Source organism: Burkholderiales bacterium (assembly GCA_015075645.1).
Lineage (GTDB): Bacteria > Pseudomonadota > Gammaproteobacteria > Burkholderiales > Casimicrobiaceae > VBCG01.
Window position 1 is genome coordinate 143,645 of sequence record JABTUF010000001.1, and the last position, 23,675, is coordinate 167,319.

Below are 23,675 nucleotides of genomic sequence, written 5' to 3' on the forward strand. Positions count from 1 at the left end.
GCGGCGGGGACGCGTCACGCCGCGCTCGACACCGACGACGGTGGGCCACCGCTGCGTCCGGACGCTGATGCGGCCTCGACGCGGCGAACGAGCGCCTGCAGCTTGCCGACGTCGACGCCGAGCGCGCCCTGGAAACCCTGTTCCGCCGACGTCGGGCAGAACAGGATGCCATGCACGAGGTCGAGCTTCGCCGAGATCAGCCAGAAGAACGGACGGAATTCGATCGACGGCATGAACTCGATGACCCGGGTGCCGGCCGCGCAGAACAGGAGGTTCGCGAGGCCTGCGCCGTGCGGGCCCACGATGAACGCGGCTCCGCGGAAGAGCCGGATCTGCTCCGCCACGTCCATGCCTTCGAGGTAGACGGTCTCGAAGCCGAGGCGCTCCAGCGTTTCCTGGACCTGCGCGTGGTTGGCGATCGTCCGCGTCGGTCCCCGTCGCGCGATGAACAGGCGTCGGTCGCGGCGCATTCCGGGGACATCGTGGCGCATCGCGACGCCGCACCGGAAGTCCTCGAGGTAGGGCGCGGGCATCGTCTGGACGAGGTCGCTGTCGACCCAGACGGCCTCCCGGACGTGCACGAGATCCGCGGAGACTTCCTCGACGCCTCGGTCCAGCCCGACCGCGGCGAGCGCGCGCCGATGGTCGAACGCCGCCGCCACGTCCATCGACTTCGGCAACAGGATCCGGCGCCCGGCGTCGGGCCCGAGCGCCCGCGTCATGAGATCGAGACCGAGCAGCCCTTCGGCGACCCAGTGGTAGTAGTTGTGCAGGTTGCCGTTGTAGAAGACGAGGCACGACGCGTCGTGATGCGGCGCCGCCGCCAGCGCAGCGCGGTCGATCCGCAGACCGTCGCTCTCGACGGTGAGCCAGGGCGCCGATCCCGGCGGGGCACCCCGCAGGTAGCCCATCGCGCGCCACACGCCGCTGCGATCGAAGATCGCGCCCTCGGAGAATCGCGCCATCGACACGTACACGTCGCTGCGGCGCACGAGCCGGATCCGGTCGTGGCCGACCGGACCGACGTGCGAGCCTTTCGCGCATCCGGCGACGAACACCCGCAAGTCCGCGTCGTCCGCGACGATCGGCGGGTCGAGCCGCGGCGAGGCTTCCGACGGCCACCAGGTATCGCCCGAATGCAGGAAAGCGCCGAACGACGCGGCCCGGTTCCGGTCGTCCATCGACACGGAGGTGGTCAGCCGAAGGTCGTCGCGCGTCGAAGCTTCGGCAACCTCCTCACGATCTGCTTCGAGCGCAACGCCTGCGCGCGGATCACCGACCGGCCACCGCCGCGCGGCCATGACATCGCCGGCGTCGACCGCACGACCCGGCTCGAACAACATCAAGCCCCGCAGCGTCCATGAAGCACCGGGCGACGTACCTTCGCGCTGCGTTGTCGAGAGCCGCAGGTCGACGACCTGGTCCGCGCCGATCCGGCAAGCAAGCACACCGACCGTTTCGCCACCGGGCTCGAGGTCCACGTCGGTCCGCGCGCCGTCCTGCGACCGGATCGCGAGGCGCCATGCGCCAGCGCCTGCGGCGAGCCGCAGGACCACGACGACATCGGCATTCGGCGGCGCCGTCGTCCTGAATCGTAGCGAGGCTTCTTCCCCGGCGGCGCGTACTCCGCCGGCACCGGGCATGCTCCAGCCCGAGACGCAGGCGAGGTCGGCGGAGAGCGACCCGTCGATGGCGTCGCCGCGAAGCAATTCCGCATCGCTCGAGATCGGCAGGTAGCGGTCCATCGGGAGGCGCAGGACGGGAGCCCGTCGGGGGGACCGCGCCTGGCGCGCCAGCGCCAGCGTCGAGGCATGCAGCGCTTCCGCCACCGCACTCCACGACCTCGGCTCGAAGAGTTCGACGATTTCCCGTTCGCGGCGCCGGCGCAACTCCGGATCGTCGAGAAAGCGCGTGAGACGTTCGAGCCCGTCGCGCGCGTTGTACGGATCGAGATAGTCCGCCGCCGCGCCGCCGGCTTCGGGAATGCCTCCGGTCGCCGAGCACAGGCAGATCTTGCCGTGCGCGAGACTCTCGCCCACCGGCAGCCCCCAGCCTTCGGCGAAGCTCGGGAACATCGTCAGCAGGCAATGCCGGTAGAGTGCATCGAGCTCGACGTCCGAGACATCGTGCAACAGCACGATCCTGCCGTCGAGGCCGCGGCTCGATTCGAGCTGCTCCAGGAAGTCGCGCACGAGCCAGCCCTTGCGGCCGACGAACACGAGCGTCGGAATGTCGCTGCGGCCGGATGCCGCCATCAGCTTCCACACCTGGAACAGGTAGGAGGGGTTCTTTCGCACCTCGATCGTGCCGACGCACAGCACGAAGCGCGTGCCGAGGATCGCCGCCACCCGCGGCGACAAGTCCGGTCCCGCCGGCGCGTTCGCGGCCCGCTCGCGCGCGAGCGGCAACAGGTGGACGGGCATGCAGTCGAAGCCGCCGGCGGACATGAAGCGCACGAGCGAGTTCCGGTTGTACTCGGTCGTCGTGAAGGCGAAATCGGCGAACGTGACCGCCTCCACGACGCTCTTCACGAATGTCCGTATCGACCCCGGCGCGAAGTACTCGGGCGCGTCGACCGGCAGCAAGTCGTGGATCAGCACGCCGATGGTCGCGCCCGCCTCCTTGAGCGCACGCGCCAGCCTGCCCGCCCGCCGATCGGTCCAGAACGCGCCGAGCGCGATGAAGACGTCGGGCGGTCCGGCGGCGATCGGGACAGAGCGCTCGACGAGTTCGTCGATCCGGGACCGCGCGTCGGCCGGCGCCGCGGGTCCCGTGCCGAGCCCGTCGAGGAGTGCGACGAACCGGGTCGCGTCGATGACCGTGAGCCGATCGCGGCCATCGAGCGCGACGAGGCGGATCGGCGGTCGGTGCGCGAGCGCGAGCAGATACCGCACGAGTTCGGCGTGGACGCGCTGGATGCCGGTCGGCGTCGTGTGATCGCCGAGGTAGCGCATCAGGTCGGTCACGTCGATCAGGATCGACGGCGCACCTACCTGCGCGTCGGTTCGGCGCGCGACCATCGCCGCCATCGGACGCGGTGTCGAGCGATGCGGCGGCTCCGCCTCGCCGTTCGCGGCGAAGCGTTCCCAGAACGCCGGGTCGATCCAGGGCTCGTAGGGCAGGAAGCGCCGTTCGCGCATCGACGGCAACCAGCAACGCTGTTCGTCGCGCGCGAGCATCGCGGCCATCCGGGGGTAGCTGCTGTTGGACAGCGCCAGATGGTCGGCCCGCCGCAACACCTCGAAGTCGCGCACATGCTCCGGCAGCGCCGCGGCCGGCTCGTCGAACTCCGCTGCCACCGACTCGAACTCGCGGAAGGCCGGACCGACCGCATCGGGCTCGTCGGTCGCGACGAACAGAAGCGGATCGCGCAGCGTCGGCCAGATCGAGTGCAGCCACTCGACGTACCAGGCTTCGGGCACCAGGCGGAAATACGGCAACTGGTGCTGAAGCCGGCGATAGTCGCCGCGGCGCACGTGCACCGCGACGAGCGTCCTCCGGCCGTCGTCGGTCACGCGTCGCCGCCACGCGTCGATGGCCTCATGACGGCGGCCCGCGAGCCGGAACATCCGCCGCAGTAGCGGACGATGCTGCCGCCAGCACGCGGGCGTTTCCTGGAAGTAGCCTTCCAGATCCAGGTCCGCCGGCGGGTTCGCCCAATCCCAGAGCTTGCGATCGTCGTCGCTGAAGCCGGCGAAACTCCAGCGCTCGAGCGGCTCGCCCGTGCAGCGGGGATCATCGAGCGCGTAGAGTGCTTCGCCCTCCCACGCCGGGAACGCCGCCGCCAGACCGTGGCGCAGCGCGTAGAGCTTCGCGTACGCGTACTGGAAGAGCTGGTTCGCGAAGCGCCCGTTGATCCCGAGCGTCGAGACCGTGACGCGGCCGCGCGCAAGCCCGCCCTGCCCGCGCAGCGTCCCCACCGACGCCGAGGCGAGAAAGCCGTGGGCGACACCGCCCGGAATCGCGCACGACGCGGTCCACACGAGGCCGAGATCGAAGAGGTCGCGCCGCAACCGGTCGATGTCGCTCACGTCCCGCTGCGACGGCGCGGACGCGAGAAGCACGACAGCGGAGAACGCGAAGCCGTCATCGACCTCCGCCAACATCGCCTGCAGCGATGCGGGAGAGGTCAGCAGCACGTCGATGGCTGCCGCGCCGGACGCAGGCACGACCGCGCCCGCGTCCGCCCATGTCGGCGTGACGCCCCGTGCGACGACGGACCGAATCGTCAGCGCAGGATCGAGGAAGGGTCCAAGCAGCCGATGGGCGAGGTCCATGTCCGACCGCGGGAGGGCGGCGAGGAGCGAAGCCTACGCGAATCCCGCGCGCGCGCAATCGCGCTGCGCCAGGTTAGTCCTCCCGGCGATCGCCGGCCGGGTATGCGTTCAGCGCACGACGTTGCGCGACCCCGCCGCGATGCAGCCGTTGCCGCCTTCGGCGCACACCACGAGATAGGTCGAGCGCTGGCCGCAGCCGGACACGCCGACCGTGTACTCGGCTCGCTGAGGGGGTGCGAAGCGCGGGTTCATGATCGGCGACTGAATCATCTCCTTGCTCAGCACCTCGGCCTTCGCGGCCGGGCAATTCAACTCGAACGCACCGCGCCGCTGTGCGGTGTGGACGGCGTCGGCCTGCATCTCGTCGACGATCTGCTGCTGCGTCTGGCAGCCGGCGAGCGCGAGGCCCGCGGCCGTGGCGAGGATCAACGTGCGGAACGTCTTCATCGGTGTGCTCCTGTCGTGGTTTCGAACGTTCTCATCCGGTGCGGCAATGTTCCTGCGTTGAAGGAACCGGTCCCTCAGCGCAGCGACCAACCGAGCAACAGCAATCCCCCGGCGGCGATCCAGCTGCCGGCGACGCGCCAGGCGATTCGCAACCATCCCGATTTCCAGGCGGCCACCGCCGCGGCGCCCAGGGCGACAAGGACGAAGATCGCCGCCGTGCTGCCGAGCACCCCGCGCATCCCCGCACCGGTCTGGGCCAGCGCAGCGCCGTTCGCGAAGCCGAGCGCGAGGCCGAACACGGCGGCGATCGCCGTCGTCGCGAACGGCGGCAGTCCGAGATCGAGCGCGACGAGGCCTCCCGCGAGCAGAAGCGGCAACCAGGCCAGCGCGTCGGGCACCGCGACTGCGGACACCTCTCCGGCGATGCCCCCGAGCGACCACGCCAGCGGTAACGCGACGAGGGCGAGCCGCGCGTGCATCCTGCCTCGCAGGCCGGCGAGGATCGCGATCGCGAACACCGGGAGCACGAGTTCCGGCGACAGCGCGAAATGCAGGATGCCGTCGTAGACCGGACCCAGGCCGGTCGAAACGAGATGCGCGTGCGCGAGCGATGGAGCGTACGACAGCGCGACGACCGCTGCTCGCCCCGCGGCTCGCCGGGCGCACGCTGTCACGCAACCGCTCTCCAGAGGAAGACGAGGCCGGCGAGACTCACGACACTTCCGGCGACGCGCAACGCGACCTTGCCGGAGGGCCAGCGATGCACGGCGCCGGCGGCGATGCCGATCGCGTGCAGGCAACCGGTCGCCACCACGAACCCGAGGCTGTAGAGGAGCCCGCTCTGGCCGGGAGGAAGCTCGGTGCCATGCGCATGTCCGTGGAAGATCGCGAAGAAGCCGACGAGCGCGGCCGCGGCGAAGAGCGGGATGCGACGCTCAGTCATCACCGCTGCGCCGAGCAGCACCGCGGAGGCCGCGATGCCCAATTCGACACCCGGGATGCCCACGCCGACGAGGCCCAGGAAGCCGCCGAACGCCATCACCAGCGGGAACGTCAGCGGCAGGATCCAGATCGCCGGCGCGCCGAGCTGCGCGCCCCACAGGCCGACGGCGACCATCGCGAGGATGTGGTCGAGCCCGGAGAACGGGTGCGCGAAGCCGGTGAGAAATCCCGACGCCTGACCGGTCTCGGAATGCGCGAATGTCGGCAGCGAGGTGGCCGCGAGCGCGGCGGCAACGACGAGCCTGGCGTGGAACGAAAGTCGCATGTCTCTCTCCAATCATCCGGCGCGGCGCGGCATGGAACCACGGCCCGCCTGCCGAAAGGTGAACGTTAGCATCATCCGCCCTCGATCATCATCACGACGCGCTGGATCGTCCAGAATGCGCCGAACGTCCCGACGACGTAGCCAGGCGCGAGTTGCATCGCCTTCGACCAGTGCAGCTCGAGTACCTTGAACGCGCGCACCGTGAGCAGGATCAGCGCGACGAACGCGAGCTGCCCGATCTCGACGCCCACGTTGAACGCGAAGAGCGCGAGCGGAATGTCGCCCTGCGGCAGGCCGAGCGCCGTGAGCCCGCTCGCGAACCCGAACCCGTGCAACAGGCCGAACGCGAACGCGACGATCCATGGATGGCGGATCGTGAAGCTCGTCTCGCCGCGCCACACCCGCACGATCTCGGGCCCGAGGAACAGGATCGAGAGCGCGATCGCGGCGTTGAGCGGCGGAGCCGGAATGTGCGCGTAGCCGAGCGTGGCGACGGCCAGCGTGATGCTGTGCGCGACGGTGAACGCGGTGATCGCCTTCACCAGCATCCACGGCGTGCGCACGATCAGCAGCAGGCCGAACACGAACAGCAGGTGATCGATGCCGAGCAGGATGTGCTCGACGCCGTGGCGGACGTAGGTCGCGAACACGGCGAGCGTCCCCTGAGGCGCGGTCACCTCGAGGCGCGGACTCGACGGCTGCACGAGCGTCATCGACATCCTGCCGTCGCGCGTCTGCACGCGTGCGAGCACGTCGGTGATCGTCGCCTGCAGGCCGACGAACTCGACCGACTTGCCTTCCAGGCCGCCGTCGATCTCGATCGTGCGCCGCTCGACGATCGAATCGTTGAAATCGCGCTCGTTGGGTCCGGTCAGGGCGCGCGTCCCCTCGGGGAACCGGACGACGACCGGCAGGCGCATGCCCGAGAGGAGCGGCGTACGCCAGACGACGTCGTAGCGGCCGGGACCGGTCTCGGTGAGCTGCAGGTACGCGGGGCGAGCCTCGTGCGCGTGGGCGAACGGCGCGAACACGACTACGAGCGCCAGAAGCGCCCACCTTGCGGCCGACCGCAACGTTCGCCCGAGGGTCATTTCGCCGCCGGCGAGGACGGCCTGGGAAGCACGACCGTGTAGCGCGCGCGCATCGCCTCGTAGGCTTCGCGCTTCAGGGTCTCGCGCCGCTCGGCGATCCACGCCTGCTTGACCTCGGGCTCGATCTCGTCGAACGGCGGAACCTGCGCCGGCGTCAGCTCGTCGATGAAGACGAGGTGCCAGCCGAAACCGGACTCGATCGGGCCGCGCCAGGCCCCGGGCGTCTGCTCGAAGAGCGCGCGCGCGAAGCCTGGACCAAAGGCCTTGGCCACCTGGTCATAGGAGCGGTCGGGGTAGTAGGCCTGGAACATGAACGGATCGCCCGACGCTGTGGCGTCCACTGCGTCGGCGGGCTTGCCGGCGAGCTTCGCGAGTTCATGCTCGGCGTCCGCGCGCGCCTTTCCATGGCGGTGGTCGGGCGAGAAGTAGATGTGGCGGAACGTGGCGCGCGGCGCCTGCGTGAAGCGGTCGCGATTCGTGTCGTACCACTTCGCGAGTTGGTCGCGCGAAGGCTCGCCGAGCGAGGCCAGGTCCTCGGCGAGGAACTCCATCTTCTGCACCATCCGGCGCTTGACGATGGTGTCGTTCTTCTCGAGGCCGAGGGCGAGCCCTTCGCGATAGAGCACCTCCTCGCGGACCTTGCCCTCGATCAGGCTCGCCATCTCGGCGGGCGTCGGAGGAGGACGCCCCTGCGCGAGCCACACGACGCTGATCTGCTTCAGGTCGTCCTCGGTGATGACGATCCGGTGGTCGTCGGGCGCTTCGAACGCCGACGGGTTGAGCCACGCGTACAGGCCGAAGAGCGCCGCACCCGAAACGAGGAAATGCAACAGCGGCTCGCGAAGGATGCCCCCGCGTCGCGACCGCGGCCCGATCGTACCGCCGTCAGGGGGCGGCGGCGCCTGGACATGAGATTCCACCGCACCTTGCGAAGCCCCGGGAAACGCGGCGCCCGCTCCCTCGCTTTGGCGACGCGCACCTTCGACGCGTACGACTCCCGGTTCGACCTGCGCGTCCGCCCGCGAGACTTCGAGGTGATCCGCCTCGGTCATCGCTCGATGCTCTGCACTTCGTAGTTGGCGTAGCCGAACTCGTTGCTGCGCGCAGCGATGTACTTGCCCCCGGAGCGGTAGACGGTCAGGCCGAACGGCGTCTCCTGCTGGGTCACCACGATGCGCCCGTCCTTGATCTCGTACCTCGCCTTCGGAGTACCCAGGACGTTGCTCGTCGTTCCCTTCGGCAGCGTGACGACCCGCTCCCCGTTCAATCCGAAGAGCACGTACAGGGTGTTGCCGCCGACGGTGTCGCGGAGCTTCACGGTCTTGCCCAGCACGAGCGCCTTGAGCTCCGCATCGGTGAGCGCCGTGGCGCCGCTTCGCTTCAAGTCCGCGACCGTCACGCCCGGCGGGGCCTTCGCGGCCTGCGCCTGGGTGGGCGTGTACCAGATGGGCGAACCCCAGGCGCGCTCCTGGACGGTCGCCGGAACCGTGCTCGGCGGCGGGACGCCGAGCTTCGCCGCATCGAAGGTACTCCAGCGCGGCGTCGGGATCTGCAGGACTCGCGCGTAGTAGAACGCGTGGAGGCTCGGGTCGAAATCGGGGTCGGCCCACGCCGCCTTGAGCTCCACCGCGCCGATGTCGTTGCGGTAGGTGGCCTTCGCGACATCGACGGTGTTGCCGACCGGCGGCAGCTTGCCGGTCGCACGATCGACCTTGCGGTTGCCGGACCACGCCACGTCGTAGATCTTCTCGAAGGTCTGGCCGTTCTTCGTCCAGCCCTTGACGATCTGGATGCGATCGAGGTTGCCGTCCTGGGGATCCTTCGTCGCCCACACGATGAACGTCGGCGCCTTGTTGCCGGCGTGCGCGGGCAGGTCGCCGCCCATCGGCACGCCCTGCTTGTAGGCGGCCTTCGCCCAGTCCTTGCCATCGAGGCTGCGCCGGTCGTAGCCCCAGCCGCCGAACATCCGCACCTGCAGCCGCACGCCGCTGGTCGCGAAGACTTCGCGTCGACGGAAGGCGTCGAAGATCGCCTCGCGCGTGTTCGATTCAGCCCAGACGCCGCCGAGTCCCGACGTGCCGGTTTCGACGACGGTCATGCCGGAGGCCACCTCGCCGGACAGCCGCTTCTCGGGCGTCGAATCGATCAGCCCGTGGTCGCCGAAGAAGTTGGACTGCGAGTAGGCGGTCGCCGTGTTGTGCGAATCCCCGGCCCCGACCACGCCGAGCTTGTACGGATTGAAGCCGCGGGTGGCCTGCAGCGCCAGGCCGTTCAGGTCGGCCTCGCGCACGTAGCTTCCGTGGATCCTCGAGAAACTGTTGTCGAGGCCGATCAGGTAGTTCATGAGCTCGAAGCCTGCGAACTCGTCGTTCGGCGACAGCAGCGGAGTCGTCTCCGAGGCGCCCTTCACCTGCTTGATCTCGTGGATCGGCTCGTTGCGCATCCGCTGCTCGGCCCACGCGGCGTCGATCGGCTTGCCCTTGCTGTCGACGTCGATCGGGAACATCAGCCCGTTCGACAGATTGCCGTTGTGCGAAATGGCGATGAGCGCGTTGCCGGACTTGCGCTGGGCGTCCATCCAGTTCCAGAGATCCTCGGGGTGTTCCGAATCGATCGCGCTGAACGGCGCACCCGGAACATGCGAGCACTCCTTGAAGAGGATGTTGCGATGCATGTTCTGGTTCTTCGGCATCGACGTCCACTCGTACGCGCAGAAGGTCGTGAACTTCCCGGGCTTGTTGTACTTCTCGGCCGCGGCATTGTTCTTCTCCCACACCGACTGGATCAGATCGGGCTGCAGCAGCTCCTTGATCGGCTCGTTCTTGCCGAGGCTGCCGGCGAGCCACTGGAAGATCTTGATCGGCGGGTTCTCCGGTGTCACGCGCAACCGGGCTGCGATCGGCAGCTTGCTGACCGGCGACGACGGGTCGTTGGCCAGCCTGACCATGCCGACGTACTCGGAGTGGTCGGTGACCATCATGAAGTCGAGCGGCGCCTTGATCTTCACGTCGAAGCCGGCCGGATGCTTGATGGGCTCGCCCATCGCGTAGCGGTACGAGTCCTCCGGTCCGGTCAGCGTGTTGCCGAGGATGTAGGCATCAAGCGACCAGCTCGTGTGCTGGTGCGTCTGCCCGAAGTAGGCGTGCCGCTCCTGCGCATGGGCGTGCATCGCGCCGAATGCGAGGGCGATCGAAGCGAACAAGGCGGCATGCGAGTTTCGTGTGGACATCTCGGGCTCCTCAGCGTGGGACAAGCATCTCGATCGGGTCGTCAACGGCTGCCGTACCGGTGTTCAGTTCACTGCCCGCCACCTTGATGCGTCGCCACGGCATGGGACCCGATGGAACGATGGCGCCTGCCCGCGGGGGCAGGTGACCACCGTCATCGGGCGCGACTGACGCATGGGACCTTGAGTCGGGCAGCGTTTAATTGTGCCGCAGCGGGTAGGTGCGCGCGTCAATCTCCGAAGCATGGGCCATGAACATCTCGTTCTGGCCTCAGGGCAGAAGCTCCACGTCCGGCATCACGAACGTCCTGTCCCAGAACGCTTCGGTGCCGCCGTAGATGCGGATGATGGGCATCGGCCGCTTGCCCTGGGTCGGAATCCAGTTCGATTCGAGGCCCGGCGGTGGCTTCGGTCCGAAGTACAGGTCCACGCTGCCGTCGGCGTTCTTCTTCATGTTGGGAACGTCGTAGGAACTCAGGCCGACCCGTTCGAGCGGGCTGTAGATGAACGCCCAGGTCGCCACGTCGTAGACGATCAGCGACCAGAACTGCTTGACGGGCATGTTCGCGGGCACGCGCAACCTGTAGGTCTTTCCGGCCTCGAGCGGACGCCCTTCGCTGTCGGCGAGCGACGCGAGATACACCGTTGCCGGCGCCCTGCCTTCCTTGGCCCACGCCGCGACCTGATCCAGGCGTGGAATGCCGGGCGCGTAGTAGATGCCCCCGTGGTAGTTGTCTGCGCGCTGGGTGTAGAACAATCCGTCCGGCAGGTCGTAGTTCATGCTGTTCTGCGCGTCCGGCAGGAAATAGTAGGACCAGTGGCGATTGGGCCAGTAGAGGTTGTGCGCCTGGACTTCGAAGAAGCGCTGCTGCATGTAGAAGTAGGCGTCCACGACCGCGCGCTCCATCGCCGCCTTGTATTTGAGCGGCGGGCTGAACGGCTTGCCGACTTCGATGCCCAGGGTCTTGAGCATGCCCATCATCGCCTTGTCGCGCGGCCGTACCGGCTCGTCGCTCACGGCACCGTAGATGTCCTGGAAGTAGGTGAAGTCGTAGCGTGGAAGAGTCGCGATCCTTTTCTTGCCCGGATCGACGAAGCGCGTCGGTTTCGGATGGCCGGCATCCGCGAGCGGGTACATCTGCAACTTGTGCGAGTACGCATGGGCCTGCGCATCGGTCATCCCGGGCAACTTGATCGACCGGAAGGCGAACTGGATGCGGTTGCTCGGGCTGTGGACCGCGAGATAGCCGGCCGGCATCTCGCCCTTGTAGCCAGGCGGCAGGAACAGGTACTTGCCGCCCTTGCCGCGATCGAGGCCCGACGGCCCGACGCCGGCGATCGTCTCCTGCCAGGAATCGACCACCTGGCCGTAGAGGACCCCGTCCTTCGACGCGGGTGGAACCTCCAGCACCACCGGCCCGGCGCGCAGATCGGCGTTGGCCATGATGTAGGGCGTCGAATTGTTCGCGGTCAGGAATTCATCCTGTGGCCCGAGCGTGTGTGCCATGGCCATGACGTCGTTGTCCTTGATGCCCAGCGCCTCCGCACCCTTGCGGATCCGGTACACCTCGACGGCCGGTTGGGACCAGATCACCGCTTCGAAGGCGCGCTGGTAGACGACCTGCTCCTCGAGGTCGGGGACCGATGCCTTGCTGCCCGGCGCCGGCTGGCCGCCGAGCGGTTCGGTTTGGGCGGACGCGCCGGCGGCAAGCACCATGAGCAATACGACCGTCGCAAGCAACCCTCTTGCGGTGACGAGCGTGTCAGCGGGGCATCTGCTTTGCATCGCCATTTCTCTATGCAAGGCTAACGGGCGGTGTCTCAGGCGGCACAGGCTGTTGTCGTGCGGCACGACGTTCAGCACCAGCGACGGCGCAAGGCGCCGTCCGCTGCGTGCGGTTGCTGGCTGGCGGAGTCTCGACTCAACCGGCCAACGTGATGTCGCTCGGCCGCCAGCTCTTGTCGAAGAACGACGGCAGCGGGCTGTACAGGCGCAGGATCGTGAACCAGCCCTTGCCGGGCACGGTCTGGATCCAGTTGCCGCGCTTGACGCCGGACGGCTGCGTCGGGCCGAAATAAATTGTCGTGGAGCCGTCGGCGTTCGCTTCGGCCGCGGGCGACGGATAGCTCTGGCTGCCGGCGCGCGGGTAGCGCTGCGGCGTGTCGAGCATCGAGCGCGACTGGTTGTCGTAGACCGTGAACGACCAGAACGCACGCGCCGGAATGCCCTTGGGCAGCGTCACCTTGTAGGTCTTCGCGCCGTCGTAGGGATTGCCGGCCGCGTCGAGGAAGCCCATCAGGTACTGCGAGCCGACGTCGGGAATGCGCATGATCATGCCCGGCGAATCGAGCGTGTACGCGTAGTAGAACGCGGTGCGCGAGTCGAGGGTGCGCGCGCCGGTCGGCGGCAAGGGTTTGAACATGCCGTCCTTGAACAGCGGCGGCGGCGTCTCGAAGTTCGCGCCGCCTTCCCAGAGCATGTTGCCCCACATCGAGCCGGGGTAAACGGTCCATTCGGGATGTGCCGCGACGTAGCGCCAGTTCAGCACGCGGCCCGCGGCGTTGCCCACCGCAGCGGCATCGGCGAGGATCTTCTTCATGCGCGCATCGGGCTTGAACGGCTGGCCCTTGACGATGCCGATCGCGGCGAGCTGCCCGGACAGTTCGACGTCGTAGCTCGTCGCGGGCTCCTGCTGGACGTTCTCGTTGATCATCTCGAAGAAGCCGTAGTCGCTCGGCGGGACCGTGTTGAATACCTTGCCGCTGGCCTCGACGAACTTGGTCTCGGGCACCGGTGGATTGCCGGCGAGCCGGACCTTGCCTTCGAGTGCCGTCGCGATACTCGTGCCGAAGCCGCCCGGCTTGTACGCGTAGATCTTCAGGTGCTTCTTGATGTTCTCGACGGCAGGCCTGGGGTCGTTGTTCACCAGGTTCGCGCGGGTCGCGTAGAGCACGCGGTTGGTGCGCGCCTTGGCGATGAAGTAGCCGCCGTCGGGCAGCGGCCCGTCGTAGCCGGGAGGCACGATCAGGTACTTGCCGCCCTCGCCGCGATCGGGGCCGGGGAAGCCGACGTCGACGACCCAGGAAAACCACATGTCGTTGATCGTGCCGAGCCCCATCGGCGGCTGCTCGATGACCATCGGGCCCTTCGTGAGATCGACCAGCGACATGTAGTAGATCGTGTCCGCGTTCGCCGTCAGGAACAGCGACTTCGAGTCCATCAGCTCGGAGAAGATCACCACCGAGTTGTCTTCGGCGCCGATGCTGCGGAAGCCCTTGCCCAGCGCGTAGGCCGACGCGCCGCGGAAGCTGTTGTTGTAGACCGCGAGCGCGTTGTTGAAGGCGAGTGCGTCGCGCACCTTCCCGGCCGTCGCAACGCTCGGCGCACCATCGTTGAACTCGAGCGTGCCGATGCTGGTCTCGACCCGCGGCGGCGTCGAGATCTCGCGGGGGATCGCGGCGGACTGCGCCGCAGCCAGCAGAGGAAGCGCGAGCAGCGCGATGGATGCAATGGCAGGAGTCGTGCGTCGAATCATCGTCGGACCTTCATGTTTCGGGAGAAACGGTTGCGTGCATCCGCCTACTTGGCGTGCATGTTGAACTGGACCTCGGTCCCGAGCTGCTGTGGCACCGGGATGAACTCGTAGTTCGCGTAGCCGAACTCGTTGCTGCGCGCGGCGTAGTGCTTGCCGCCGAGCTTGTAGATAGTGGTCTCGTACGGCGCGTTGCCGATCATCGACGTGACCTTGCCGCCCTTGATCTGGTAGGCGGCGGACAATCCGAGATAGGCGTTGCGTTCGAGATCCCCCGTCGCGCTCGGCTGCGGTACCTTGGGGTTGATGTACTTGATCTGGCGCTGGCCGTTCGCGTTCCAGGCGACGACGAACTTGTCGCCGGTGACGTTGTTCTGCGCGTAAGTCGACTTGCCGACCAGGAAGGCGCGCAGTTCGGCGTCGTTCAATTTCTTGGCGCCCCGCTTCAGGAGATCCGCGACCTTCGGGCTCTCCTTCGCCGCCTTGCGGGCGTCCGCCGTCGGCGCGAACCAGATCGGCGACGACCACGCGCGCTCCTGCACCGTCGCCGGCACGACCTCCGGCGGTGCGATGCCGAGTTCCTTGGCCTGGATCGTGGTCCAGCGCGGCGTCGGGATCTCCAGCACGCGAGCGTAGTAGAACGCGTCGAGCGACGGGTCGAAGTCGGGGTCGGTCCAGACTGTCTTCAGCTCGACCGCGCCGATCGTGTTGGTGAAGGTCGCGTTCGGGATGTCGACCGTGCTGCCGATCGCGGGGACCTTGCCGGTCTGCGGATCGCGCTTGCGGTCGCCCGCCCAGACGACGTCGTAGACCTTCTCGAAGCTCTGGCCGCTCTTGCTCCAGCCCTTCACGATCTGCACCCGGTCGAGGTTGCCCGAGGTCGGGTCCTTGACGGCCCACACCGCGAACGACGGCGCCTTGCCGCTCGCCGCCGGCAGGTCGGCGCCCATCGGCACGCCCTGCGCGTACGCGGTCTTCACCCACTCGTTGCCGTTCACGAGTTCGGGCGCGTACTGCCAGCCGCCGAAGAAGCGCAGCTTGATGCGCACGCCGCTGGTGCCGAAGGTCTCCTTGCGCGCCATCGCGTCGAACAGCGACGCGCGCGTGTTCTCCTCGGCCCACAGTCCGGTCAACCCGGCCGGGTTCTCATACCGCACGTCCATGCCGGCGAAGACATGGCCCGACATGCGCTCCTTGATGTTGCCGTCGTTCAACGCATGGCCGCCGAAGAAGTTCATCTGGCGGTAGGGTGTGGCCGTGTTGTGCGAATCCGAGCCGCCGACGATGCCGGTCTTGTACGGGTTGTAGCCGCGCGCCTGCTGCATCGCGATGCCGTCCTTCAAGCCCTGGCGCACGTAGCTGCCGCGGATCGTCGGCCAGCGCCCCGGCGGGAAGCCGAGCAGGTAGTTCAGGATCTCGTAGTTCGCGAACTCGTCGTTCGGCGACAGCAGCGGGTGGGTCTCCGACTGTCCCTTGATCTGCTTGATCTCGGTGAGGCGCTCGTTGCGATCGCGCGACGCGGCCCAGGCGGCGTCGATCGGCCGGCCCTTCTGGTCGACGTCGATCGGGAACATGTGGCCGTCGGAGAGATTCGCGTTGTGCGAGATCGCGAGCAGTTCCATCCCGGCCTTGCGCTGCTTGTCCATCCAGGCCCACAGATCGCTCGGGTCGGTCGACTCGAGCGAGCTGAACGGCATCTGCGGCACCTTCGCGCAGTCCTTGAAGAAGACGTTGCGGTGCATGTTGCGGTTGTCCGGTGTCGAGGTCCACTCGTAGGCACAGAACGCGGTGAACTTGCCCGGCTCGTTGGCAGCATCCGCCATCTCGTTGTTGCGCTTCCAGACGGTGCCGGCGACCGCCGGCTGCATCAACTCCTTGAACGGCTTGCCGTCGATCATCGAATTGCCCAGCAGCAGGTAGATGCGCTGGATGTCCTCGGGGCCGTGCACCACGAGCTTCTTGCCGAGCGCGGTCTTGGCGAGCGCCGAGGTCGGGTCGTTGGCCATCTGCACCACGCCCACGTACTCCGAGTGGTCGGTCACGCCCATCCAGTCGAGCGGCGTCGTGATCTTGATCGGATAGCCCATCGGGTGCGGGATCGCGTCGCCCTTGGCGTACTTGTACGAGTCCGCGGGCGTGGTCTTGGTGTTGCCGAAGATGAACGCGTCGAAGGACCAGCTCGTGTGCTGGTGCGTCTCGCCGAAGTACGCCTCGCGCTGCGGATTGGGCGTCTGCGCCCAGGCGGCGCTCGCCGAGGCGAGCGCGAGGGTGAGGCCGATCGAGGACCAGGCGAGCTTGGCGTTCATCGTGTTATTCCCTGTCTGGTTCGCCATCCGCCGGCGCGGCCGGCGACCGTACTTCCCTTCCCGAGCTACCGCGGCGCCGCGGGCTACCAGTGGAACTGCACCGCCACGCCGGGACCGTTGAAGTTCAGATCTTCGACCTTGCTCCCCGACTTGAACTCGTAGTCGAGGTAGCGCCACGCGGCGAAGAGATCCCAGCTCCCGAACGCGTAGCCCAGGCCGCCCATCGCCTGCCAGGTGAGCTTCGACTCGCCGGTGCCGACGTCGAGGTAGTACGGGATGAACCACTTGCGCTCGGCGCCCAGCTTCGCGCGGCCCTTGACGCCGACGATGGCGTCCCAGTACGTGTCGTCCGCCTCCAGCGAGCCCGCGCGTCCGGGCAGCGGAATCGAGTCGATGTTCCCCGTGAGTTCCCAGGTCACCTTGGGCTCGAGCTTCAGCATCCGGGCGCCGCCGAGCACCTGCATCGAGTACTCGGGCCGGTCGATCGCGACGTAGGTCGCCGCGAGCGTCCACGCCCAGCCCTTGAGATCGTAGCTGGCGTTCGCCTGCACGTCCGCCGGGATCTGGTGGCCTCCGAGCACGAAGTCCCGCGTGCCCGACTTGCTGTTGCCGAGGTCCATGTAGATGACATCGGTGAATCCGCCCCAGCGCCCCTTCCGGGCCTCGAACGAACCCATGAACACGAACTTGAGGTCGTCGAGGATCTTGTCGGCATCGATGGTGACGTCGGTACCGTCGGTCGACTGCGGGAACGTCGTCTTGCCTCCCATCGACGGGAAGTACCCGTAGAGCGATCCGGTGAACTGCCACTTGTCGGCCGCCTGCGCCAGCGCCGGGGCGCTGGTGGCGAAGGACAGGCCAGCGATTGCTGCACTCAATGTCAGGCGGCGGATATGCATGGTCGAAGCACCTTGGCGGATGCGTACGTTTGGATGGACGGTTGGCGAACGATGCGAGAAAGCGAAGCCGCTACTCCCGGAAAGCTCATGATTCTGTGCCGAAACGTGGATGAAGTGTTGACGGCGGCGGACCGGGAATTGACAATTTGCGACACCGCCGTCAATTGACGCCCCACCGATGCACTCGCCCCAGCTCCAGCCGCACCCGCCCGCCGTGGTTCCGAACGGAATGGCCCGCGTCGGGCCGGTGATGGGCCTGCCGGCGGTGCTCGCCGAGTACGACGTCGACCCCGAGACGTTCCTCGCGGAGTTCGGTCTCGACGTCGCGTATTTCGAAGAGCCCGAGAACACGCTTCCGATGGCGACCCTCGCGGCGATCGCCGGTCGCGGGGCCGAACGGACCGGCTCCGAGTCGTTCGGCCTGCGGGTCGGACGTCGGGCGACACTCTCGGTGTTCGGCGCCATCGGGTTCCTGATGAAAAGCGCGCCGACGGTCGGGCACGCGATCTCGCTCCTCAACCGCTACTTCGAGCTGCAGAGCCGCGGCGCCGCGGTACGGGCGGAGAGCGACGGCACGTTCGTGACGCTCTCCTACGCGATGTTCGATCACTCGATCGGACACGTGGCGCAGGTCGATTCCGCCGCGCTCGCGGTCGGCGTCAACCTGCTGCGCGAACTGACGATGCCCGATTGGGCGCCGCAAGCGGTGCAGTTCGCGTTCGCGCGGCCGCAGGAGATCGCACCCTGGCGCAGGTTCTTCCGGGTGACCCCCCGATTCGACGCCGACCGCTCGGCGATCGTGTTCCCGGCCCGCCTGCTCGAGCGTGCCGTGCCCACGGCGGACCCGCTGCTCTACCGGTTGATGGAGGATCGTGCCCACGAACTCCTGTCGCGCACGCGCGAAGGCTTCGCCGACTACGTGCGCCGCCAGTTGCAGCAGAGGGCGACGACCACCGAATACTCCGCGGCCCGGACCGCGGAGGCGCTGGGCATGCACGTCCGCACGCTCAATCGCGCGCTCGCGACCGAGGGCACGACCTATCTCCACCTCCGCGACGAGATCCGCTTCGGCGACGCCTGCCGCCTGTTGCGGGACACGCGCATGCGCGTCGGCGAAATCGCCGTGACGCTGGGCTACGCCGATGCGAGCTCGTTCACCCGCGCGTTCCAGCGCTGGTCGGGCGTCGGGCCGTCGCGCTGGCGCTCCCGGCAGGCCGAACTGACCGCGCAAGCCAAGGTCGCGTAGCCGGCGGGGCGCCGTCAACGCCGCGGCGAATGCTCGTCGAGCATCTGGCGCACGAGCCGCACGTGCGATCGGAGCTGGAACAGTTGCGGGGCGAATCGCGCGGGAACGCGCATTGCCGCGACGCTCGCCTCGACGCGGTCGAGTTCCCGACCCAGGGTGCCCGCGTCGCCGTCCTTCGCCGCGATCCGGCGCTCGATCAGGCGCAACGAGGCGTACTGCGCCTCGATGCGGTTGCCCAGCCACGCGCCGATGCCTGACGGAATCCAGCGTAGCGCCGGCAGCGCGATCACCAGGAACGGCAGCGCCAGCGTGAAGATGCGCTGAACGAAATCGGCGAGCCACAGCGGCAGGTAGCTCCGCAGGAAGTTCGGTCCGCTCTGCGCGTAGCGCACCGCCTGCGCAGACATCGGCAACGCGTCGACCCGGTGCAGGTCCGGAAACTCGCCGCGCGTCTCGAACACGCCGTTGCCGCCGTGGACCTCGCGTGCGGCGTCCACCAGCAGGTCGACGATCGTCGGGTGCAGCGAATCGCGCGCGGCGACCATCGCCGTCGTGCCGATCAGCCGGACGGGGCGGTGCGGAAGGTTGCGCTCGAAGTCGAAGGTGCCCGCAGGCAACGACAGCGCATGCAGCCACGGGAAGCGTCGCGCGTACGCCTCGGCGCGCGCGAAGTCCATCAGCCGGATGCCGGGTTGGGCAAGCGCATCGATGAACGCCGGGTGCTGCGGCCCTTCGCCGAGAAACGCGACGTCGACGTCGCCGCGCAGCAGCGCCGCGAGCGCGGCGTCGAATGGCAGGTCGGCGAGCTGGCTCGTCGCCGGCGTGATGCCGTTGGCGGCGAGGAGAGGACCGATGAGGACCGCAACGCCGCTTCCGGGCTCGCCCGTGGCGATCCTGCGCCCCCGGAAGGCGGAAAGATCGCTCACCTCGGCGTCGCCGCGATAGAGCACCCACAGCGGCGCGTAGGCGATGCTGCCGAGATTCTCGAGGACTCGCGCGTCGGCCTCGGTCGCGATTCCGGCGACCAGGAACCCGGCCTCGGCACCCCCGCGCGCTTCGCGGAGCAACTCGAGGTTGTCTCCCACGCCCCGCGTGACCTTGAGGTCGAGCGTCACCCCGTCGCGCGCGAGGATGTCCCGATAGCGAAGCGCGAACTGGTGGAGCGCACCGTGCTCGGGACCGGTGGCGAACGTGATCCGCCGCGGCGGGATCGGCTGGAGGAGTTGCAGCACGAGCCAGATGCCGGCCGCGAGCAGCGCGACGAGGGGAATCACGATCGCGAGCAGCGCGCGCCACGAGATCCCGAGCTGGGCCTCGAGGCGTGACATCGGAGCATCGACAGGGCGGGTCCGGTTGGCCAAGGCCTTCGTCGCGGCGGCGCAGGACGCGAATGCTAGCGCATGAACCCGGTCCCGGACGCGCGTGGGGTGACTCGCGGGCTGGAATGGTCTGGCGGAAAGTGTCGCAAACGGTCAATTCCGTGTCCGGGGCGGCGTAGCGGTCTGCCTGCACCTGCCCGAAAATCCACGCCTGCCCCGAGGACGGGTACCTGCGGTGGAGCGGACGATGCGCGACGAACCTGCCGCCGTATCCCCGCCGCGTCGGTCCTGGGGCCAGGACGGGACGGCGCCGATCGTTCGCCCCGCAACTCCGCCCGACCCAGGTCGGGCCACGAACAGGAAAAGCACGACATGCACGCAACGCTTCGCATTGCAATGATCCTCACGGCCGCGGCGAGTCTCGTCGCCTGCGGCGAGCAGAAGCCCGCCGCCCCGGCAGCCGACACAGCGAAGGCGAAAATGGAAGCCGACGCCAAGGCCGTCGCGTCAGCGGCACGGGAGGTGGAGGCGCGAGAGATCGCGATCGAGGCGTACCAGTACGCCTACCCGCTGGTGACGATGGAGATCACGCGCCGCGTGTCGACCAACGTCGAGAAGCCCGAAGGCTCGAAGGCCCCGATGGGGCAGTTCGCGCGCCTGCGCAGCTATCCGGCCGTCGACGACCACACGGTGACCGCGCCGAACGCGGACACGCTCTACACGATCGTCTGGCTCGATGTGTCGAAGGAGCCGTGGATCGTCAGCATCCCGGACATGAAGGACCGCTACTTCGTGCTTCCGATGCTCGACGGCTGGACCAACGTGTTCCAGGACCCGGGGAAGCGGACGACCGGCACCAAGCCGCAGAAGTACGCGATCACCGGACCGGGCTGGTCGGGCACGCTCCCGGCTGGCGTCACCGAGGTCAAGTCGCCGACCGGGATGGTCTGGGTGCTCGGGCGCATCTATTGCACCGGCACGCCCGAGGACTACAAGGCGGTGCATGCGCTGCAGGACCAGTGGAACGCGGTCCCGCTCTCCGCATGGGGCAAGCCCCACACGCCGGCGCCGGGCAAGGTCGATGCGTCGATCGACATGAAGATGTCGCCGCGCGACCAGGTCAACGCGATGGACGGCGCGAGCTACTTCAGGCTCTTCGCCGAGCTTCTGAAGACCAATCCTCCCGCCGCCGAGGACGCCGCGATGGTGGCGAAGCTCGCGAAGATCGGCATCGTGCCGGGCCAGGACTTCGACGTCTCGAAGCTCGATCCCGCGGTCGCGAAGGGCATCGCGGCGGCCCCGAAGCCCGCGCAGGAAAGGATCAGCGTATATCTCAAAGAGGCGATCGCCACCGGCGACGCCAAGCTCGAGCACGGCTGGCTCTTCTTCACGAAGACCGGGCTCTACGGCACCGGCTTCCGGAACCGCGCGATGATCACCTGGTACGGACTGGGCGCGAACCGCCTGCAAGACGCCGTGTATCCGACCTCCGAGGGTCCCGACCTCCTCCAGAAGTACCACGGCAAGAACAAGTACGTCGTGCACTTCCCCAAGGGCGAGCTGCCGCCGGCCAACGCGTTCTGGTCGATCACGATGTACGACAAGGACTACTTCTTCGTCCCCAATCCGATCAACCGTTACACGGTCAGCTCGCGGAACAATTTCAAGAAGAACGCCGACGGGTCGATCGACCTCTACGTGCAGAACGCGTCGCCGGGCAAGGACAAGGAGCAGAACTGGCTGCCGGCGCCGAAGGACGAGTTCGTGCTCATGATGCGAATGTACTGGCCCTCCGAGAAGGCGCCGTCGCTCCTCGACGGCACCTGGAAGCCCCCCGCGGTCAAGGAAGCGGGCTGAGGATCCCATGGGAATCCCATTCCCCGGAGCGATGCGGACCGGACGCCTGTGCTGTCTGGTCGCCGCATGCGCATGGACCACGACGGCGAACGCGGCGCTCTCGGCCGAGGAACTCGCGAAGCTCGCGCAGAATCCGGTCGGCAACATGATCAGCGTCCCGTTCCAGAACAACACGAACCTCAACTTCGGCCCCGAGAAGGGAACGCAGAACATCCTGAACATCCAGCCGGTGATCCCGGTCTCGGTCAACGCGGACTGGAACATCATCACGCGCACGATCGTGCCCGTGATCTGGAATCCCTCGCTCGGCCCGGGCATCGACGGCAAGAACGGCGTCGGCGACACCGTGTTCACCGCGTTCCTGTCGCCGGCGAAGCCGGGGAAATGGATCTGGGGCGCCGGGCCGGTGGTCCAGATCCCGACCAACTCGGACGCGCAGCTCGGCAACAAGAACTGGGGCCTCGGCCCGTCGGTGGTCGTGTTGCACCTGGAGCACGGCAACCCGTGGGTCTACGGCGCGCTCGTCAACAACGTCTGGTCGCTCACCAGCAACAAGCAGGGCGGCTCCTACAACAACGGACTGATCCAGCCGTTCCTCAACTACAACTTTCCCGGAGGCACGTACCTGACGAGCGCCCCGATCATCACCGTGAACTGGAAGGCGGACAGCGGGCAGCGCTGGACCGTCCCGATCGGGGGCGGCGTCGGCAAGATCTTCCATTTCGGGAAGCTGCCGGTGAACATGCAGCTCTCCGCCTACTACAACGTCGAGCGGCCGGACAACCAGTCGAACTGGCAGATCCGCGCGCAGGTGCAGTTGATGTTCCCGAAATGAGTCATCCCGCAACCGGAGGCAGCCTGATGAAGTCGATGATGTCGAAATTCGCCGCGGCGGCCGCTGCGGCATTGCTCGTCGGATGTGCGGGTCCGGGCGGCGGCATGGGAGGCGGAGCGCCCGCGCCCATCGAGATCCGCTCGGGCGTGGTCGAGCAGATCAACGTCACCGAAGTCAAGAGCACGCACGACCAGGGACTCGGCGCCATCATCGGCGGCGTGGCCGGCGCCGGGCTCGGCAGCCTCATCGGCGGCGGGACCGGGCGCGATGTCGCGATCGCGGCCGGCGCGATCGCCGGCGCGATCGGCGGCAACATCGCGCAGAACCGCTACTTCGACAAGCCGCAGGCCGCGCAGCAGGTCATCGTCCGCTTGACGAGCGGCGTGCTCGTCGCGATCACCCAGCCGCCCAATCCGGCGCTCGCGCGCGGCATGCGCGTCTACATCGAAGGCCAGGGACCGGAGGCGCGGGTGGTGCCGGCGTAGACTGGGCCGCTCGTCAGCGCGCGGCGGTTCTCGATCGGCCGCGAACGCCGGGCCAGCGAGCTCGGAACGGTGCGCCTTCGGGAACGCGCTCCCCTGCTCGTCCGTGTCCTGCGGGCTCGCCCGACGGTCGTTCGAGGTTCGCGCCGACAATCGGACTACGCGACCGGCCGCCGCGAGGCCGGTCGATCGACGAGCGGGTTCCTGACCCTTACCGTGCCGTAGCGCTGGCCATCGGAGAGATCCTCCGAATAGAGGACCTCCGCGCCTGCGGAATGCGCTGCCTGAATCACGAGGACGTCCCGGAACGACACGCGGTACCGAGCCTCGAGATCAAGCGCCTCCAATATCGCGTCGCCCGCGTTGACGACGACATGCCACGCGAAGTAGTCGGACACGATCTCGCGCGTGGCTCGTGCGTCGAGTGGCTTCTTCGCCCTCTTGCGAAGATTGACGGCGAATTCCTGGAGCACTTGGGTACTGACGACGCCCGCCCTCGTCTCCCACAGCTCCTCCACCAGCGCCCTGGCCTTGCGGTGCTTCTCGCCCGCCGTCGAGTCGTGGGCGAAAAGGAGGATGTTCGTGTCGACGAAGTACCTATCGCTCATGGAGTTCGTCGCGCGACTTCGGCGGCGTCCACCGGAGGTCGAGCCCCTCCCCGAGGCGCGCGATCGCGCGCCGGCGCGCCCGGTCGAACGCCTTCCGTTCGCGAACGATCGCCTCCAGCCGATCGGTAAGCATGGCGCTGATCGAGCGACCCTCCTCGGCCGCCACGACGCGCGCCTCGCGCAGCGGGTCGGCGTCGAGCTTGAGCGTGACGTTGGTCTTCATGCTTCACGAGGATGGCACGTCATTCACGTGCAGCACGGCATTGCGTGCGCACCCCTGCG

General features: G+C 67.9%; 18 protein-coding genes. 4 read left to right on the forward strand and 14 right to left on the reverse strand.

Going from position 1 to position 23,675, the window contains the following annotated elements; translation table 11 throughout:
* Window positions 1-14: 14 nt before the first annotated feature.
* The 11 genes from HS109_00665 to HS109_00715 form a co-directional block, all read right to left on the reverse strand.
* Window positions 15-4,277 carry a DUF563 domain-containing protein gene (locus tag HS109_00665; protein ID MBE7520875.1) on the reverse strand — a complete coding sequence of 1,421 codons (4,263 nt, stop codon included), beginning with the start codon at window positions 4,275-4,277 and terminating at the stop codon, window positions 15-17.
* A 108-nt stretch (window positions 4,278-4,385) separates the two neighbouring features.
* Window positions 4,386-4,724 (reverse strand): hypothetical protein, encoded by a 339-nt coding sequence (locus HS109_00670; protein ID MBE7520876.1) that lies wholly within the window; start codon window positions 4,722-4,724, stop codon window positions 4,386-4,388.
* A gap of 74 nt (window positions 4,725-4,798) precedes the next feature.
* Entirely contained in the window at window positions 4,799-5,398 is a 600-nt protein-coding gene (locus tag HS109_00675) for a HupE/UreJ family protein (GenBank protein ID MBE7520877.1), read from the reverse strand.
* Window positions 5,395-5,991, reverse strand: coding sequence for a HupE/UreJ family protein (locus tag HS109_00680; protein MBE7520878.1), 597 nt, complete (start codon window positions 5,989-5,991; stop codon window positions 5,395-5,397). The genes HS109_00675 and HS109_00680 overlap by 4 nt, the downstream gene beginning before the upstream one ends.
* A 71-nt stretch (window positions 5,992-6,062) precedes the next feature.
* A complete protein-coding gene (locus tag HS109_00685) occupies window positions 6,063-7,082 on the reverse strand; it encodes a HupE/UreJ family protein (GenBank protein MBE7520879.1) in 1,020 nt (339 codons plus the stop codon).
* A complete protein-coding gene (locus HS109_00690; GenBank protein ID MBE7520880.1) occupies window positions 7,079-7,912 on the reverse strand; it encodes a peptidyl-prolyl cis-trans isomerase in 834 nt (277 codons plus the stop codon). Before HS109_00690 ends, HS109_00685 begins: the two co-directional genes overlap by 4 nt.
* Before the next feature lie 218 nt (window positions 7,913-8,130).
* A complete protein-coding gene (locus HS109_00695; GenBank protein MBE7520881.1) occupies window positions 8,131-10,311 on the reverse strand; it encodes a DUF3604 domain-containing protein in 2,181 nt (726 codons plus the stop codon).
* A 268-nt stretch (window positions 10,312-10,579) separates the two neighbouring features.
* A complete protein-coding gene (locus HS109_00700; GenBank protein MBE7520882.1) occupies window positions 10,580-12,094 on the reverse strand; it encodes a DUF1254 domain-containing protein in 1,515 nt (504 codons plus the stop codon).
* A gap of 136 nt (window positions 12,095-12,230) precedes the next feature.
* Window positions 12,231-13,844 carry a DUF1254 domain-containing protein gene (locus HS109_00705; GenBank protein ID MBE7520883.1) on the reverse strand — a complete coding sequence of 538 codons (1,614 nt, stop codon included), beginning with the start codon at window positions 13,842-13,844 and terminating at the stop codon, window positions 12,231-12,233.
* Between the two features lie 44 nt (window positions 13,845-13,888).
* Window positions 13,889-16,147 (reverse strand): DUF3604 domain-containing protein, encoded by a 2,259-nt coding sequence (locus HS109_00710; GenBank protein ID MBE7520884.1) that lies wholly within the window; start codon window positions 16,145-16,147, stop codon window positions 13,889-13,891.
* Window positions 16,148-16,230: 83 nt separating this feature from the next.
* Window positions 16,231-17,046, reverse strand: coding sequence for a hypothetical protein (locus HS109_00715; protein MBE7520885.1), 816 nt, complete (start codon window positions 17,044-17,046; stop codon window positions 16,231-16,233).
* Window positions 17,047-17,260: 214 nt separating this feature from the next.
* Between HS109_00715 and HS109_00720 the strand changes: the two genes are divergently transcribed.
* Complete coding sequence (locus HS109_00720) at window positions 17,261-18,292, forward strand: AraC family transcriptional regulator (GenBank protein MBE7520886.1); 1,032 nt, start codon at window positions 17,261-17,263, stop codon at window positions 18,290-18,292.
* 14 nt (window positions 18,293-18,306) lie between these two features.
* Here HS109_00720 and HS109_00725 read toward each other — a convergent pair whose 3' ends face one another.
* Window positions 18,307-19,620 (reverse strand): ABC transporter substrate-binding protein, encoded by a 1,314-nt coding sequence (locus HS109_00725; protein MBE7520887.1) that lies wholly within the window; start codon window positions 19,618-19,620, stop codon window positions 18,307-18,309.
* A 363-nt stretch (window positions 19,621-19,983) separates the two neighbouring features.
* Here HS109_00725 and HS109_00730 point away from each other — a divergent pair, with 363 nt between their 5' ends.
* The 3 genes from HS109_00730 to HS109_00740 are packed head-to-tail and all read left to right on the forward strand — an operon-like array spanning window position 19,984 to window position 22,788.
* Window positions 19,984-21,468, forward strand: coding sequence for a DUF1254 domain-containing protein (locus HS109_00730; GenBank protein MBE7520888.1), 1,485 nt, complete (start codon window positions 19,984-19,986; stop codon window positions 21,466-21,468).
* Between the two features lie 31 nt (window positions 21,469-21,499).
* Window positions 21,500-22,303 carry a neuromedin U gene (locus HS109_00735; protein MBE7520889.1) on the forward strand — a complete coding sequence of 268 codons (804 nt, stop codon included), beginning with the start codon at window positions 21,500-21,502 and terminating at the stop codon, window positions 22,301-22,303.
* Between the two features lie 26 nt (window positions 22,304-22,329).
* A complete protein-coding gene (locus tag HS109_00740; protein ID MBE7520890.1) occupies window positions 22,330-22,788 on the forward strand; it encodes a glycine zipper 2TM domain-containing protein in 459 nt (152 codons plus the stop codon).
* Between the two features lie 155 nt (window positions 22,789-22,943).
* Here HS109_00740 and HS109_00745 read toward each other — a convergent pair whose 3' ends face one another.
* Window positions 22,944-23,393, reverse strand: coding sequence for a PIN domain-containing protein (locus HS109_00745; GenBank protein MBE7520891.1), 450 nt, complete (start codon window positions 23,391-23,393; stop codon window positions 22,944-22,946).
* Window positions 23,383-23,616 carry a CopG family transcriptional regulator gene (locus tag HS109_00750; GenBank protein ID MBE7520892.1) on the reverse strand — a complete coding sequence of 78 codons (234 nt, stop codon included), beginning with the start codon at window positions 23,614-23,616 and terminating at the stop codon, window positions 23,383-23,385. Before HS109_00750 ends, HS109_00745 begins: the two co-directional genes overlap by 11 nt.
* Window positions 23,617-23,675: the final 59 nt, after the last annotated feature.